Here is a 14,409-nt window from a genome sequence, read left to right on the forward strand (position 1 = left end):
CAGCCGGATCAATATTCGGATTCAAGATCTCAACTGAAGTAATTTCGGGCAAATCCGGCCGTAAATCGTTAATCAGCGCCATCAGCAATTCAGGTTACTCACCGAATAGACGCTTAAAGACATAATCGTTTTTGGGATCAAGTAGCGTGTGCGTGGTAGACATAGAATTACGCATTAGGCTCAAAATATTTTTCATCAATCATTACAATCACTTCCACTGCACACGCGGATTAAACGGTAATTGCTCGGCCATGCGCTGATAAAACGCCCGCGCCGCATCCGTCTCGGCTGGCGGAATCACAATGTCTAACTGCACAATCTCATCTCCGGGCGGCGTGCCCGGCAGACCGCGCCCCTTCAGCCGCAATTTGCGCCCCGACTGCGAACCAGGCGGAATCTTCAGCTTCACCGAACCGCCCAATGTCGGAACTGGAATCGTCGCCCCAAGCGCCGCTTCCCAGGGCGTAACCGGCAGCGTGAGCAAAATATCACGCCCCTCTGGTGTGAAATAGCGATGTGGCTTAAACGCCATTTCCAAATACAGATTCCCAGCCGCCCCACCATTGCGCCCCGGCAAGCCCTGACCGGCAAGCCGAATCTGCTGCCCCTGAATCACCCCCGCCGGAATCCGCACATTAAGCGTTTTGGAACGGGTTACAGTCTGACCATCGGGGCCAGTTTCGGGCAGATCGAGCGTCAACTGACGGGTCGCGCCCTGATGCGACTCTTCCAGCGTAATATTCAGGGTAACAGTCTGATCCTGACCGCGCTGACGCCCTGGGCTATGGCCCTCAGAACGAAATGCCCGCCCAAAAATACTGGCGAAAAAATCGCTGTAATCACCGGCTGCACCGCCGCCGACATTAAAATCATAATCGCGCCGCCGCTCCGCACCGGGTGGCGGACGGAAATCCTCACCCGCACGCCAACCCGTACCCAGCGCATCATAGGTAGCGCGTTTCTGCGGATCTTTTAGCACCTCATTGGCTTCGTTGATTTCCTTAAACCGCGCCTCAGCATTTGGTTCCTGACTGACATCAGGATGATAACGACGCGCCAGTTTGCGATAAGCGCGTTTAATTTCATCTGGCGACGCCGTGCGCGTCACGCCGAGGATTTTGTAATAGTCCTTGTATTGCATAACGAGATCTCAACAGGTCGGTCGTGCGTGCTCAATGCAGGATTGCGCGTGGAATCCAATGCTAGGCGGCTTGGGTTGTCAAGTGAGCATAGCGGTTTGTCACTCCGCGTTCGGGCCGCGCCTGTCTATCCAACCTAAACACTCAATGCTACAGTCACCCGGTCATCGGCTTGCCTCCCGCGCTTGTCAGCGGTGAGGTGAGGTGTGATCCATTCCCGCGTCTAGCCGCGACGCTCGACGCCCTGCGAGGAGCCGCCCGCTATGCCCCGCCCCACGCCGCAATCGACTGTGCGCGTCGTCACGCTCCGTATCGACGACCGCGACCTCTCGGCCCGCGAGGATGAAACCCTGATTGAGGTCTGCCGCGAGCACCAGATTCCGATTCCCAGCCTCTGTCAGCTCGATGGCCTCTCGGTCTGGGGCGGCTGTCGGCTGTGCATGGTGGAAATCGCCGGTCAAGGCCGCTTGGTCGCGGCCTGTTCGACTCGGGTTGCTGAAGGCATGGTCGTTCAGACCGATACCGAACGCCTCCGACACTATCGCCGCACCATCGTTGAACTGCTGTTTGCCGAGCGCAACCATGTCTGCGCAGTGTGCGTGTCAAATGGTCACTGCGAATTGCAAACCCTTGCGCAACGCTGTGGCGTCGATCATGTGCGCCTGCCCTATCGACAGGTGCCCTATCCGGTCGATAGCTCGCACGAAATGTTCCGACTTGACCACAACCGCTGCATTCTCTGCACGCGCTGCGTGCGCGTCTGTGACGAAATCGAAGGAGCGCATACCTGGGACATCATGGGACGCGGCAGCGATTGTCGCGTCATCACCGATCTGGCCCGTCCCTGGGGCGAGAGCGACACCTGCACCCGCTGCGGGAAATGTGTGCAAGTCTGCCCAACTGGGGCGCTGGTTAAACAGGGCACCTCGGCTGGTGAAATGGTTAAAGATCAACACTTTTTGCCGATCTTGGCACGACGGAGACAGGCGCGATGAGCACACCAGCACCCAAACTCACCGTTGCGACCGCGTGGCTCGACGGCTGCTCCGGCTGTCACATGTCGTTTTTGGATCTCGATGAGCGGCTGATGACACTGGTTGAACAGGTCGAGATTGTTTACAGCCCGCTGGTTGATGCGAAAACACTGCCCGCGCAGGTCGATGTCGGCATTCTCGAAGGCTCAATCAGCTCTGAAGATGATCTGGAGAAAGCGCGGTTGTTTCGTGAACGCTGCGCAGTGCTGATTAGCTTGGGAGATTGCGCCGTCACCGGCAATGTTCCGGCGATGCGTAATCACTTTAAGCTCAGTGAGGTGCTGGATCGCGCCTATCGCGAAAACGTCACGCTCCAGCCGCAGATTCCGACCCGCGCTGTTCCGGCGCTGCTGACTCCGGTGAAGCCGGTGCATGGTGTGGTGGCGGTTGATGTGTTTATTCCGGGCTGCCCGCCGAGTGCTGAGACGATTTGGTCTATTTTGAGCGATGTGATTGCCGGTCGAGTGCCGGATGTGAGTGCCGTGACGCGCTTTGGAGCGTGAGACAGGCGGCAAACTAATTCATGTTTTATGTATAAATTCAGGGAAAAATAAATCGCGCAAATTATTTTCTGTTAAAGAAACAGGATTCTGTTAATTGAGCATGATTCAAATTATTCCGCCTATCAGTGCTATTGAAACCATATGAAGGTCAAACAATGGCTGTAGAGTTCGTAGTTTGTTTACATAAAGAAAATATTGGTGACAGTTCCAGCGATGATCTACAGCTCGGTCGTCTCTATGAAGTCATCGAGCAAAATGCCGGTCACGGTATGATACGGTTAATCGACGAGTCAGGCGAAGACTATCTGTATCCACAGGCTTGGTTTGACAGCGTTACACTGAGTTCAACGGCTGCCGAGCAACTTGCTCAAGTGTTGCTACATCGTTAAATCGCGTTGCGAGTTCTCAGAACAGCGTTTCATTCATTAAAGCTAATGACGAAACTCTAGCTTCGTCATGAATTTATTAGGTCACGAAACTGGAGCAGCTTCGTGACGAGAAAAAATCAAACCAGCAACAAACACGCACTCAACCCCGCTTTTTCAATCGCGCTGCATAAAGCGGCGCTTCCCCCAGCGGACGGGTTTTAAATCGCTGATGCACCCAAAAATATTGCGCAGGCATATCGCGCAAGCGTGATTCAATAATTTGATTCATCCGCGCTGTATCCTGCTCTAAATTCCCGCTTGGAAAATCAGCAAGCGGCGGATCAAAACGCACCGTTAATCCCAGCCCCCACGGACGTAATTGCGCAAAGGTCGGAATCACCACCGCTCCCGTCATTGCAGCAAAGCGCCCCAGCATGGGTACTGTTGATGCGGCAATGCCGCAAAATGGCACAAATACACCGCGCCGTCCGCCATCTTGATCGGGTAAATAAAAAAACGGCGTCCCGCGTTTTAGCTCGCGCACCAATCCGCGCAAATCATCTTGACGCTCAATCGATACACTGCCGAATCGCTGCCGTGCGTGTTTAACCTGTCGCTCAATAACTGGATTGCGGATTTTTTGATACATATAGACGCCAGGATGAATCAGCGCACTTAATGCCGCTGCCGCTAATTCCAGCCCGACAAAATGCGGCACCAGCAAAATCACCGGCTGTTTTTTGGCCAAACACTGTTCTAAATATTCGCGCCCCTGAAAGCGCACTAGCCGCGCTAGTCGTGCGCGTGAGGCATTCCAGCCGACCGCTTGACAGAGCGCCGCAACACCTAACCAGCCAAAATGCGCCCGCACTAATTGCTCACGCGCTGCGCTGCTGTATTCCGGTAAACAGAGTTGAAGATTACGCCGTGCAATGCGGCGGCGGGATCGCGCTAATACATAGCTGAGTCGCCCTAATATCGAACCGAGCGCCCATAACAGCGGCAGCGGTAAATAGCCGAGCATCTGAATCAACCACACGCCGAACCAACTCGGCCAGGTGCGCAGTGATTGATAGGCTGATTGAATCCGTTGTTTGGATTTAATGCTCGAATTTGAAGAAAATATCCGCACCCTGAGTCTCACCGGTTTCAGTTTGTAATTCGATATGTTTAGATAGGTCATAGCGCAATTTGACCTTGTTTGACTCGTCGCTGAGTCCGCTTTCATATTCCAGATAGATTTTTGGCGCGATATAGGTACCAATCGCTAACCCGGCATTATCGGTGCGATCATTCGCGGATGGCGGAATGCCGGTCATGAGATATTTGGTAATATCAGCTTGGGTTAAACCTAGGTCGCTTTCAGAGAAAAAGGTCAGTTTGGGATGACGCAAGGTGCCGACAACGCGCACGCCAGCCGTTAAATCGCCGCCATCACGTTCGGCTTGTAATAATAGCCCCGGATTATTCAACGGACTTTTTGCATAAATCAGCCGTCCTTGCGTGATAGTCAGCGGTGCGCCTAATTCCGCAGCAATGCCTAATCCGCTGCTCAAGCGATATTGACCTTCGGTGATTTGTAATTGCCCATCGCCTACTAATTCCCGCCCGGGCGCTTGCTGTACGCTCAAGGCTCCGGCCAAGCGCCCGCGCACGCCAAAGCTGTCGAGCGTCACCTCTTCGCCGAGCACAAGCCGTAGATCGAGCGTCAGCGGATAGTGTGAACGCGGCGGCGATGGCTTGAGCACCACATCCGGCGAGGGCGCGACCGTGCCCGCTGGCAGCGAGCGCGGGCGGATCCGCGCTTCGGGAATCTGCACTTTACCGCGCACGGTCGCGCCGCTGGGCGTGGCGGCAATCTCAATCTGTGGCGTGAGCCGAACAAAATAATCCCGTGTATCGGCGAGCGTCAGCCGCTGTCCGGCAAGCTGCACCTGTATCGCTGGGTTCGCACCGCTGCGGCCGTGTCCGGTAAGCGTCACGCTACCGCCGCCCAGCGTGGCTGCGCCGCTGAGTTCAAAGCGGTCGCTAGTCGGGGCGAGCGCGTGCAGATGCAGCGCATCAACACGTAATGCCAACAGTGGTAGCTGAAAGTGTACCGATTCAATATCAACGCGCCCGCTGATGCCCGGCTGGGCCAGCGTGCCGCTGAGTCGCACATCCGCCTGCGCTTGGCCGCGTAAGTCGCTGAGATCTGGCGCAAAACTGGCCAGCGGGCGCAGATCGGGAATCGTGGCACGGAGCGTGCCGGCGAGCGGTTGCGCGGGACGGGTCGGCGCATCGAGTCGCCATGCGGCTAACTGGAGATCGCCATGCACGCGCCCAAGCTCGCCGAGTGGTAGCGCCAGCCGCGCCGCGAGTCCAGCGCCACTGGCGTCGAGCGCGAGCCGTGTGCGCGAAATATCGAGTTCCTGTGATTGACCCTGACCGAGATCGAGCCGCAGGCGTCCGCGTGGAATCTCAGCAATGGCGCTGCCGGTGAGCACCGCGCCATTCGCCGTAAACTGCCCAGTGATGCGGCCCGTACCCTCGGTGCGCACTGTTGGCGGCAGATAGTCACGCAATAGCGCCAGATCGAGCCGATCAATGTCGAGTTCAGTGCGCCAGCGCCCAGAGGCGGTTTGCGCAAAGCTGACACAGCCGCTGGTCGGACGCGATTTGTTAGCTGATTGCTGGACACAAAATGGCCCAAGCGTGAGCCGCTCGCCGCTGCGTTCGAGCGCCAGCGGTTGTTGCAGCGACCATTTGCCATGCGTTTTGGCATCGAGATTCAGGCGCGTCAGCCGTCCGCGATAGCCACCATCGGCAGCTAATGCGCCGCTTGCGTCCAGCTTGAGCGTCAAGGGTGCGCCGCTAAGGGTTGCGGTCAACTGATGATCGGTGCGTTGACCACTGCCGCGCAGATCAAATGCCGTCCAGCGTTGGCCGTTGCTGCGCAGATCGCGCCCAGCGAGATTGAGCACAAATCGTCCTTCAGGTGCGAGATCGAGATCAGCCGTGCCACGCACATCTTTTAATTGATATGCGGCTAACGCCATCCCCGCGCCGCTGAGATCGAGGGTCAGACGCGGCGCGGTGCGCGGCCCCCGAAGCTGACCTGACGCCTTGAGCCGACCACGCGCCTCGGGCCAGAGCATCGCTAAATCCGGGGCGTCGAGCTGAAATGCGACATCAAGCGCTTGAGCGACACGCCCATCGAGCGTCAGCCGACTCGAACCCGAAGCGGCGTTCAATCGCTCAATCTGCCACCGCTCGCCCGCAAGCTGTACCCGCCCGCTGGCGCTGATCGGGTGAGCGCGGAGTTGACCGCTGAGGGCGACGATCTCGGCGGTGAGCTGCGGGCCAGCGGCACTCAGGTGTCCGGCGCTGGTCAAGTGCGCATCAAGTCGTCCGGGCCAATCGGGGAACTGCACGCCGGGATTAAGCTGGGTTGCGTCCAAACGCAGATCCCACGCCAGCGCCGGTGCCCAAGTCACAGTTCCCGCGCCAGCAAGCTGACCGTCGAGCAATGCCACAGTGAAACTATCTAAACGTGTATCATGCGCCGTGCCCTGACCTGATAACTTGAGCTGCGCAGGCGGAAACTGCGCCCCAGCAACATGCGCGGCAAGCTGATAGACGAAGGCATCCAGCTTCCCCGAGGCGTTGAAATTACCGCTCGCTGATTCCGCGAGCGCCGCGCCGGTCAGCGGCCAGCGTAGCCCGTTCCACTGACCAGCGAGCGTAAAACTCGGCTGCGGCTGGCTGAGATCGAGTGCGCCGGTCAACTGGGCTGTAGCCAATGATCGCTGTTCGCGCCAATCGAACGTCTCAAGCGTCACCCGCGTTGGCTGCCAACGCAGCGCCAGCGTCAGGGTTAATACACTATCTGCGATAGTTTCGGGAAGCTGAAACTCAAGCGAGCCGTGCAACTGCGCATCCGCAAGCGTGCCCTCGGTGTGCAACTGCGCTTGCATCTGCGCCGGCGGCAGATCGGCTTGCCATGCCGGAAGATCGAGCGCGGTGAGTTCGAGCCGCCCTGACCAGCCGAGATCGCCGAGCAGATCGCGCACCTCGGTTGTGAGCCGTCCGGTCGCCGCGCCGCTGAGTTCTTGAGTTAGATCAAGCTGTTGTAGATCGCCGCGTATCTGCCCAGTGCCGCTGAGATGCGCGGTTGGCGCGTGGTGCAGCGTCCATGCCAGATCGAGCGCCAGCGGATAATGATCGAGCAGGGTCGCCTGTCCGCTCAGATTGACACTGAGCGCGGGCGCGGCAAGCTGTGCCTGTAACTGCCCAAGATCCAGCACTCCGCCCGCGAGTTGGCTGGCGCTGAGGCGGGCCGCTTCGAGCACAAAACGCGGCTGTTCCTGATCGCGGGTCAGCAGCCGCATCCGCTCTAGCTGCGCATCCGCAACTGTGATCGCCAGCGGCAGCAGCAGCGGCGGCAAGCGGAGCGGTTCGCTGTCATCACTCGGCGCAAGCACAAGCTCTAAATCCGCCACCCGCACCTGTTCGACCGCGAGCACACCAGTCAGCAGCGCACTCGGATTCCACGCCCACTCCAACACCCCCAGCCGTACACTGAGCTTGGGCAGATTGACCGCAACCGCCGTCAGTCGCAGTCGATCCATTGCCCGCCCCTCAATCTGACCGATGCTCAGAACCGTTGGGGCCAGATGCTGCGCAGTCGTCAATGCCCAGCGTAAACCGCGTTCGCTGCCGAGCACCACGCCAAGTCCAACGGAGACGAGCAAGAGCAGCGTAAACACGAAGCTGACGGCGGTGAGCGGCCAGCGGCCAGCGGCCAGCTTCCAGCGGTGCGCGGTTGGCGGCGGTGGGGTGTGAGCGGGTGCAGGTGCGTTCATTTCAATCAGATGGCTACACGCTGGCGGCTGGAAGCTGGAAGCTCACCCCTACAAATCCGGCCCAATCACGATATGTAGCCGCGCTGGTGGCGAACCGTCTGCATTTGATTCAGATACACCAAAGGCTAAATCACAACGCACCGGCCCAATTGGTGATGCCCAGCGCACGCCAAATCCGACGCTCTGGGCAATACTGTGTTCATAATCGGGATCAAAGGCATTGCCGAAATCAGTAAAGATCGCGGCACTCCATTGCCCGCTTAAACGCCGCTCTAATTCCAAACTGCCGACGGCTAAATAGCGCCCGCCAATGATTTCTTGCGTGACGGGATCGCGTGGCCCGAGTCCATCAAAATCCCAGCCACGTAATGAACTATCGCCACCGGCATAAAAGCGCCGTCCGGCTGGTAAATCGCTGAGATTTTGCGCCCAGGTTGCGCCTAAATCCGCCCGCGCAATTATGCGATAATCCTGAGCAAAGCGCCGCACGCCTTTGAATTGCAGTTGCGCACTGAGATAAGATGTTTCTGAAACGACGCTCTCTAATGAACCGACAACACTATATTTAATTCGATAACCGCGTTGCGTATTGACTGGATCATCGGCAACGGTTTTTGACCAAGATAAGCTAGGCGTTAATTCGCTGGTGATTGCGGAATCATGATCGTAGAGTGCCACATTTTCATAGCGATAATCTAGGCCGATATTGCGTCGCCAACCGCCAGCGGTCAGGCTTGAATGTGCAATCTGGAGGCTATGTGTCCAGCCCAAACGGGTCGCGGTGTCATAATAGGTTGAAATCGGTTTAATAATTAAATAATCGCGCACCGGATCGCGGAGCGGAATACGATAATCAAGTTCCCATTGCGAGAGCGTCGGCGATAGGCTCAAAGCAGTGCGCAGGGTATCACCATAGGAATTAAGATAGCGGCGCTGATAATCGAGCGTTAAACGCGGGCCAACATCAGTGGCAAAGCCTAAACCAATGCGATATTTATTAGCGCGATTGCGCTGCGCGATCACTTGAATTGGGACACGATTATCAACGCTGATTTCATCTTTGAGCGGCATGATTTCAACATCGCTAAAATATTCGCTGCCGAGTAAACGCCCTTGTAAACCTAAGAGCGCATCTGGATTATAAACATCACCCGGCTTAAAACGCACATAGCGATTGAGCAAGGATTCATCGAGCAAATCTTGTTCAAAGCGCACGGCACCAAAACGATATTGCGGGCCAGTGATTACATGCAGGACGATATGCGCTTCATAACTGACTAAATCGACCAGCACGAGATGCTCGGCGAATTGATAATCTAAATAACCGGCGGCGCTTGCAGCATAGCGAATATCAGATTTTGCTTGTTCATAATCGGCATGATTGAGCACCGCGCCGACGGTCAGTGGAAAGGTTTTAGGAAAGACCGGATTCGCCGCACCTGCGCCTGTGATCTGATAATCAACACTGGCGACGCGCACCGGCTCACCCGGAGTAACGCGATAGTGCGCCCGCCAGACTTCCGCACCCGACGCCGGGCGGTCGAGCTGGGCGGCGATCTCCACGCGATAAAAACCAAAGGGCGCGAGCGCGGCACGGATTTGCTCCGGTGCGCGGCGATGCAATGCGGTGATGCGCTCGGCGGTCAGGTCGCTGTCGCTGCGGGCGTGTTCGATACTCAGTTGCGCCAACACATTCGCCGCGTGCGGGCCGCTGAGTCCTTCGACCTGTACATTGAGTGTGAGCGCCCAAGTCGGAGCGAGCGGGAGCAGTCCCAGCGTCAGCGAGACGGCGATCCAGGGTGCCGCTCGCCCACCGCGCCAGCTCATTGCAGCGCCATGAACCGCGCCGCGCCGAGCAGCGGGGTGTTGGGTTGCAGGATGACGCGCACCGGCATCCGCCGCATCAGCGATCCCATGCGCCCTTTATCAAAAAAGCCTTCGAGAAAACCGCCGCGTCGCAAACAGGCGAGATTTTTCAGCGCAATGCCGCCGCCGAGATAAACCCCGCCAAGCGCCATGTGCTTGAGCGCGGCATTGCCAGCTTCGCGCCCGTAGAGGCGCATAAACAGATTGAGCGTATCGCAACAGAGCGGACAGTTGCCCTCGGCGGCCGATTGGGCGATGATCGCTGCCGGATCGCCGCCGCGATCTAGCGCGGTTTGCAGCCAGTCGGGTGGCTGGACGCTGTGATGAAAACAGAGAAAATCAAACAGATTGACAATGCCCGGCCCCGAGACCACGCGCTCCCAACTCACGCGCCCAAAGCGCGATTTGAGATAACTCAGCAGGGCAAATTCCAGATCGTCAGCCGGGGCAAAATCCGAATGTCCCCCTTCCGTGGCAAAGGCATGATGTCGTAGCCCATCCCAGAACAGGCCCGCTTGTCCGAGGCCGGTTCCGGCGGCGACCACGCACGCATTGCCCTGACTGCCCGGATCGCCTGGGTGGATTTCGGCCAGATCGTCGGAGCTGAGAATCGGCACGCCCCAGGCGACCGCTTCCAGATCGTTAATCAGCTCGACACAGGTCAGCTCCAGACTTTGTTCCAGCGCCTCGGCGTCAAGCACCCAGGGCAGATTCGTCGTCTCACAGCGTTGGTCATGTACCGGGCCGGCGACGGCAAAGACAGCAAACCGGCAGGTCGCTCCGGTTTCGCGCAAATAGTGCTGCACAATTTGATCGAGCGAAGCAAAGGATGCGCTCGGATAGCAGCGCGTTTCACCCAAACGCACCGCGCCGCCGTCGGTCTCCGCGAGACCTAAGGCGGTTTTTGTGCCACCGATGTCACCTACCAACAAGCGCATAACTGAGATCTCCAATCAATCAGCGGCGAGCAGGCTGTCGCCATCGGTGGGAATATAGGGTGCAAGCCGTCGGCGGGGATCATAGCAAAAAGCACGCCCCGCCCGAACGTACAACAGTACGGGCAGCGGCGCTGAGATCAAGCCAGTAGGTGCGTGATGTCCGGCGGCATTCTTGCGTGGATCGGGGAGCTTGGTTGCAATGGGCGTCCACGTTTGGGCGCATTTCACGGCATTGATACAGACGCGCTTGGCTGAATCATCATCATGTTATTCAAGACCTTAACCCATGCCATCTTTCATCAATCTAAACAGCATGGCCCAGCGCCTGATTTTGGCGGGCATGACGATCATCTTGCTCAATGCGTTCGTTCTTTTTAGCTTGCTCGACCATCATTTACGTCAGGATCTTACGGCGCTGACCTCGAACCAATTATTGACGCTGGCTAATTATGTCGCCGCCCAAATTGACCGCGACATCGTGCAGCGGCGTGAATTACTCGAACAACTGGCCGAACAGATACCGCTGGCGCTGTTAAATGACCACCGTGCGCTGGCGGCGTGGCTGGCCGAGCGACACGCGATCAATCCGTTATTCTCTGAAGGACTAGTCGTACTGGATCGGCACGGCGCAGTGCTGACCGATTATCCGCCGCTGCCCGGCCGCCGGGCGCTGATGCTCGCGGATCGTGACTGTTTTCAGCAGGCGATGCAGGGCGAATTTGCCATGGGTCGCCCAGTGTTGAGCACGGTTTCAAAAGTGCCGGTGTTGCCGATGGCTATGCCCGTGCAGGATGCAGCGGGCACGGTGCAAGCGGTGTTGATTGGCGTCGCGGGACTCAAATCGGCCAATTTTATCGAAGCCTTGTATGACACCCGGGTTGGCGCGACGGGCGGATTTGTACTGGTTTCGCCGCGTGATCGGCTGTTTCTCGGCTCCTCGGATTGCAGCATTACGCTGGCACCGACGCCCAAAACCGGCATCCATCGTCAGCATGATCAAGCCATGCTGGGTTTTCGTGGCGTGGGGATTGATGTCAATGCCGCTGGCGTTGAGGAATTGGCAGCCATCGCTTCAGTCCCCACAAGTGGCTGGTTTTTGGTGGCGTGCATTCCCACCCGCGAGCTGTTTGCGCCGATTGAGCGTCTGCGCCACTTCATGTTATGGGCCAGCGTCAGTTTGGCATTGGTGTTGCTGCTGGTCATGGCGATTGGCTTGCGCCAACAGTTGCGCCCATTGCGGGAGGCGGCCCATCACGCCGAACGCATGACGCAGGGCGAGAGTGTCTTTGCTCCGCTGCCGGTTAGACGCAATGACGAAGTTGGGCATTTGACGACGGCGTTTAATCGCGTACTGGAAAACTTGCTAGAAAGTCGCGCTGAAATGGAATATCTGGCGCGTCATGATGGTTTAACGGGTCTGCCGAATCGTCAGCTTCTCGCCACCCATATTCAGCACGCCCGCGCTCGGGCGCAACGTCACGGCTATCACCTCGCCATTCTGTATCTCGATTTAGATGGCTTTAAGGCGATCAATGACGGTCTGGGGCATGGCGCAGGTGATTGTGCGCTGCGTGAAACGGCACAGCGTCTGAGCGGAGTGCTGCGCACTGAGGATACGCTGGCGCGGATTGGTGGCGATGAATTTGTGATTTTGCTGGCCGATCTGGAACCTGAGCACGCCCGTGAGATCACCGAGCGCGTGGCTGATAAATGTCTGAGCGTATTTGAGCAGCCGCTGCGGATTGACGATCACGACTGTCGTTTAGGGACTTCAATCGGTCTCACGCTCGATGCCGGTGAACGCACGCTCGATGCGCTGCTAACAGCAGCGGATACGGCGATGTATCGCGCTAAAGAAAGCGGACGTGGGCGGTTTTGTTGGGCGGATGTCTACGGAGTGAAAAAAGATGATTACTGTGACAAGTCGTGAGTTCAATCAAGAAACCGCACGCGCCACACAGGCTGCTGATCACGGCCCGGTTTTTATTACCGATTGCGGGCGACCTAGCTATGTTTTGCTTTCCATTGCTGACTATCAACGGTTAAGTAATACGGGGCGCTGCATCGCTGATTTGCTCGCCATGCCAAACGCGGAAGACATTGATTTAGAACTCCCGAATTTGCGTGATCTCCCCAACGAAGCGGATTTAAGCTGATGTATCTGCTCGATACTAATGTCGTGTCTGAATTGCGCAAAGTGCGTTCCAATAAAGCGAATATCCATGTTGCACGCTGGGCAAGTCAGGTGGAAACCGATGCACTGTTTCTTTCGGTCATCGTTCTGCAAGAATTAGAGTTCGGCATTCTTCGCGTCGAGCGCAAGGATGTTGTACAAGGTCGCCTGCTGCGCGTCTGGCTGGAAGCGCAAGTCTTGCCGACTTTTAACGGGCGGATACTCGCTGTAGACGCAGATGTGGCGCGACTCAGTGCGCGTTTACACGTGCCTGATCCACGCCCTGTACGTGATGCACTCATCGCTGCAACGGCTCTGGTGCATGAATTGACCGTCGTAACGCGCAATACACAAGATTTCATACCAACTGGTGTGCGACTGCTGAATCCCTGGAATAACCATTAGCTAACACGCTTATCCGTTCCCCTCTTGCACCCAACCGCCAGATTGGTTGAAATCCGCGCCCGTCTGGGCACATCGTGCTCACGATTATTTGACACCGCGAATCACTCGCCACAGGAGAACACGCATGATCGAGGTTCACCACCTCAGCCGCCACTATGGTGCGCTCAAGGCGGTTCAGGATGTCTCGTTCAGCATCAATACCGGTGAGATTGTCGGTCTGCTCGGTCACAATGGTGCCGGCAAGACCACCATCATGAAGATGCTGACCGGCTATCTGGAACCGAGCGCCGGCACCATCCGCATCGACGGCTTAGACATCGCTGAACAGCGCCGCGCCGCGCAACGCCAGATCGGGTATTTGCCCGAAAACTGTCCGCTCTATCCCGAAATGACGGTGCTCGATTCACTGGATTATCAGGCGTCCTTGCTTGGCCTCACGCCCGCGCAACGTCCGGTGGCGATCCGGCGAGCGGTCGAGCGCACCGAACTGGGTGCCAAAGCCACCGCGACCATTGGCACCCTGTCACGCGGCTACCGCCAGCGCGTCGGCGTGGCGCAGGCGATCCTGCACGAGCCGCGCATTTTGATTCTCGATGAGCCGACTAACGGCCTCGATCCGGCGCAGATTCAACACATGCGGGCGCTGGTGCGCGAGTTGGCACGCGACGCAACGCTCATCATCTCGACCCACATTCTCCAAGAAGTCGAAGCCGTCTGCGGGCGCGTGCTCATCATGCGCGGCGGGCAATTGGCGCTCGACAGCCGTCTTGATGCCCTCGGACAGCAGCCGCGTCTGGTGATCACGCTCGACTGTGCGCCTGATGTGGCGCTGCCGGTGTTGCATGCACTCGACGGCATCACCGCCGCCACCCTGCTCGATGCAGATGACCTCGGCTATCGCTTCGCACTTGAAACCGCTGACGCGCAGACCGTTGCGCCGCGTGTCGCCCGCGCCGCCTGTGAACACGGCTGGTCATTACTGGGCTTGGAGCGCGAGCGTCACGATCTGGAGGCGCTATTTGGCGCTGTGACTTTGGAACGCATGGAGCTAAACTCTAGTCTTGCAACTAATGCGTGATCGTGTATTTATAACTCATGGAACGCACTATTTTTACCAGCAAAGCGGCTAGATGTTTCAA

At 57.5% G+C, this 14,409-nt stretch carries 13 protein-coding genes and 1 pseudogene; 7 read left to right on the forward strand and 7 right to left on the reverse strand.

Annotated elements, in window-relative coordinates; translation table 11 throughout:
- A pseudogene (locus BLW10_RS14340) lies at nucleotides 1-163 on the reverse strand (PD-(D/E)XK nuclease family transposase); the annotation flags it as partial.
- A gap of 45 nt (nucleotides 164-208) precedes the next feature.
- Nucleotides 209-1,141, reverse strand: a complete 933-nt coding sequence (locus BLW10_RS12725) for a DnaJ C-terminal domain-containing protein (RefSeq protein WP_091335241.1) — start codon at nucleotides 1,139-1,141, stop codon at nucleotides 209-211.
- Nucleotides 1,142-1,402: 261 nt separating this feature from the next.
- Between BLW10_RS12725 and hoxU the strand changes: the two genes are divergently transcribed.
- The 3 genes from hoxU to BLW10_RS12740 all read left to right on the forward strand — a co-directional run bounded on the left by hoxU (nucleotide 1,403) and on the right by BLW10_RS12740 (nucleotide 3,065).
- Nucleotides 1,403-2,134 carry a bidirectional hydrogenase complex protein HoxU gene (gene hoxU / locus BLW10_RS12730; protein ID WP_091335243.1) on the forward strand — a complete coding sequence of 244 codons (732 nt, stop codon included), beginning with the start codon at nucleotides 1,403-1,405 and terminating at the stop codon, nucleotides 2,132-2,134.
- Nucleotides 2,131-2,676: an NADH-quinone oxidoreductase subunit B family protein gene (locus BLW10_RS12735; protein ID WP_091335245.1), complete on the forward strand. Its 546-nt coding sequence runs from the start codon at nucleotides 2,131-2,133 to the stop codon at nucleotides 2,674-2,676. The genes hoxU and BLW10_RS12735 overlap by 4 nt, the downstream gene beginning before the upstream one ends.
- A 155-nt stretch (nucleotides 2,677-2,831) precedes the next feature.
- Entirely contained in the window at nucleotides 2,832-3,065 is a 234-nt protein-coding gene (locus BLW10_RS12740) for a hypothetical protein (protein WP_091335247.1), read from the forward strand.
- Between the two features lie 139 nt (nucleotides 3,066-3,204).
- Here the strand turns inward: BLW10_RS12740 and BLW10_RS12745 are convergent, their stop codons facing one another.
- The 5 genes from BLW10_RS12745 to BLW10_RS12765 are packed head-to-tail and all read right to left on the reverse strand — an operon-like array spanning nucleotide 3,205 to nucleotide 10,920.
- Entirely contained in the window at nucleotides 3,205-4,176 is a 972-nt protein-coding gene (locus BLW10_RS12745) for a lysophospholipid acyltransferase family protein (protein WP_342707538.1), read from the reverse strand.
- Nucleotides 4,145-7,888, reverse strand: a complete 3,744-nt coding sequence (locus tag BLW10_RS12750; RefSeq protein ID WP_091335250.1) for a translocation/assembly module TamB domain-containing protein — start codon at nucleotides 7,886-7,888, stop codon at nucleotides 4,145-4,147. Before BLW10_RS12750 ends, BLW10_RS12745 begins: the two co-directional genes overlap by 32 nt.
- Nucleotides 7,889-7,936: 48 nt before the next feature.
- Entirely contained in the window at nucleotides 7,937-9,715 is a 1,779-nt protein-coding gene (locus BLW10_RS12755) for an autotransporter assembly complex protein TamA (protein WP_091335251.1), read from the reverse strand.
- Nucleotides 9,712-10,692 (reverse strand): glucokinase, encoded by a 981-nt coding sequence (gene glk / locus BLW10_RS12760; RefSeq protein ID WP_091335254.1) that lies wholly within the window; start codon nucleotides 10,690-10,692, stop codon nucleotides 9,712-9,714. The genes BLW10_RS12755 and glk overlap by 4 nt, the downstream gene beginning before the upstream one ends.
- A 15-nt stretch (nucleotides 10,693-10,707) precedes the next feature.
- Nucleotides 10,708-10,920 carry a hypothetical protein gene (locus BLW10_RS12765; RefSeq protein WP_091335256.1) on the reverse strand — a complete coding sequence of 71 codons (213 nt, stop codon included), beginning with the start codon at nucleotides 10,918-10,920 and terminating at the stop codon, nucleotides 10,708-10,710.
- Nucleotides 10,921-10,978: 58 nt separating this feature from the next.
- On the opposite strand from BLW10_RS12765, the gene BLW10_RS12770 reads away from it, so the two are divergent.
- The 4 genes from BLW10_RS12770 to BLW10_RS12785 all read left to right on the forward strand — a co-directional run bounded on the left by BLW10_RS12770 (nucleotide 10,979) and on the right by BLW10_RS12785 (nucleotide 14,348).
- Nucleotides 10,979-12,622: a sensor domain-containing diguanylate cyclase gene (locus BLW10_RS12770; RefSeq protein ID WP_091335258.1), complete on the forward strand. Its 1,644-nt coding sequence runs from the start codon at nucleotides 10,979-10,981 to the stop codon at nucleotides 12,620-12,622.
- Nucleotides 12,600-12,848, forward strand: a complete 249-nt coding sequence (locus BLW10_RS12775; RefSeq protein ID WP_091335261.1) for a type II toxin-antitoxin system prevent-host-death family antitoxin — start codon at nucleotides 12,600-12,602, stop codon at nucleotides 12,846-12,848. Before BLW10_RS12770 ends, BLW10_RS12775 begins: the two co-directional genes overlap by 23 nt.
- Nucleotides 12,848-13,270, forward strand: a complete 423-nt coding sequence (locus tag BLW10_RS12780) for a type II toxin-antitoxin system VapC family toxin (RefSeq protein WP_091335263.1) — start codon at nucleotides 12,848-12,850, stop codon at nucleotides 13,268-13,270. Before BLW10_RS12775 ends, BLW10_RS12780 begins: the two co-directional genes overlap by 1 nt.
- Before the next feature lie 124 nt (nucleotides 13,271-13,394).
- Nucleotides 13,395-14,348: an ABC transporter ATP-binding protein gene (locus BLW10_RS12785; protein ID WP_091335265.1), complete on the forward strand. Its 954-nt coding sequence runs from the start codon at nucleotides 13,395-13,397 to the stop codon at nucleotides 14,346-14,348.
- The last annotated feature ends 61 nt before the right edge of the window (nucleotides 14,349-14,409 follow it).

Origin of the sequence: Allochromatium warmingii (assembly GCF_900107145.1) — a bacterium.
In the GTDB taxonomy this organism is placed as follows: Bacteria; Pseudomonadota; Gammaproteobacteria; order Chromatiales; family Chromatiaceae; genus Thermochromatium; species Thermochromatium warmingii.

What these genes read in the sequence shown, in the direction of transcription:
- BLW10_RS12735 (WP_091335245.1), top strand. Translation starts at nt 2,131, where the DNA reads ATGAGCACACCAGCACCCAAACTCACCGTTGCGACCGCGTGGCTCGAC.
- BLW10_RS12780 (WP_091335263.1), top strand. Translation starts at nt 12,848, where the DNA reads ATGTATCTGCTCGATACTAATGTCGTGTCTGAATTGCGCAAAGTGCGT.
- BLW10_RS12770 (WP_091335258.1), top strand. Translation starts at nt 10,979, where the DNA reads ATGCCATCTTTCATCAATCTAAACAGCATGGCCCAGCGCCTGATTTTG.
- hoxU (WP_091335243.1), top strand. Translation starts at nt 1,403, where the DNA reads ATGCCCCGCCCCACGCCGCAATCGACTGTGCGCGTCGTCACGCTCCGT.
- BLW10_RS12775 (WP_091335261.1), top strand. Translation starts at nt 12,600, where the DNA reads ATGATTACTGTGACAAGTCGTGAGTTCAATCAAGAAACCGCACGCGCC.
- BLW10_RS12755 (WP_091335251.1), bottom strand. Translation starts at nt 9,715, where the DNA reads ATGAGCTGGCGCGGTGGGCGAGCGGCACCCTGGATCGCCGTCTCGCTG.
- BLW10_RS12740 (WP_091335247.1), top strand. Translation starts at nt 2,832, where the DNA reads ATGGCTGTAGAGTTCGTAGTTTGTTTACATAAAGAAAATATTGGTGAC.
- glk (WP_091335254.1), bottom strand. Translation starts at nt 10,692, where the DNA reads ATGCGCTTGTTGGTAGGTGACATCGGTGGCACAAAAACCGCCTTAGGT.
- BLW10_RS12750 (WP_091335250.1), bottom strand. Translation starts at nt 7,888, where the DNA reads ATGAACGCACCTGCACCCGCTCACACCCCACCGCCGCCAACCGCGCAC.
- BLW10_RS12725 (WP_091335241.1), bottom strand. Translation starts at nt 1,141, where the DNA reads ATGCAATACAAGGACTATTACAAAATCCTCGGCGTGACGCGCACGGCG.
- BLW10_RS12785 (WP_091335265.1), top strand. Translation starts at nt 13,395, where the DNA reads ATGATCGAGGTTCACCACCTCAGCCGCCACTATGGTGCGCTCAAGGCG.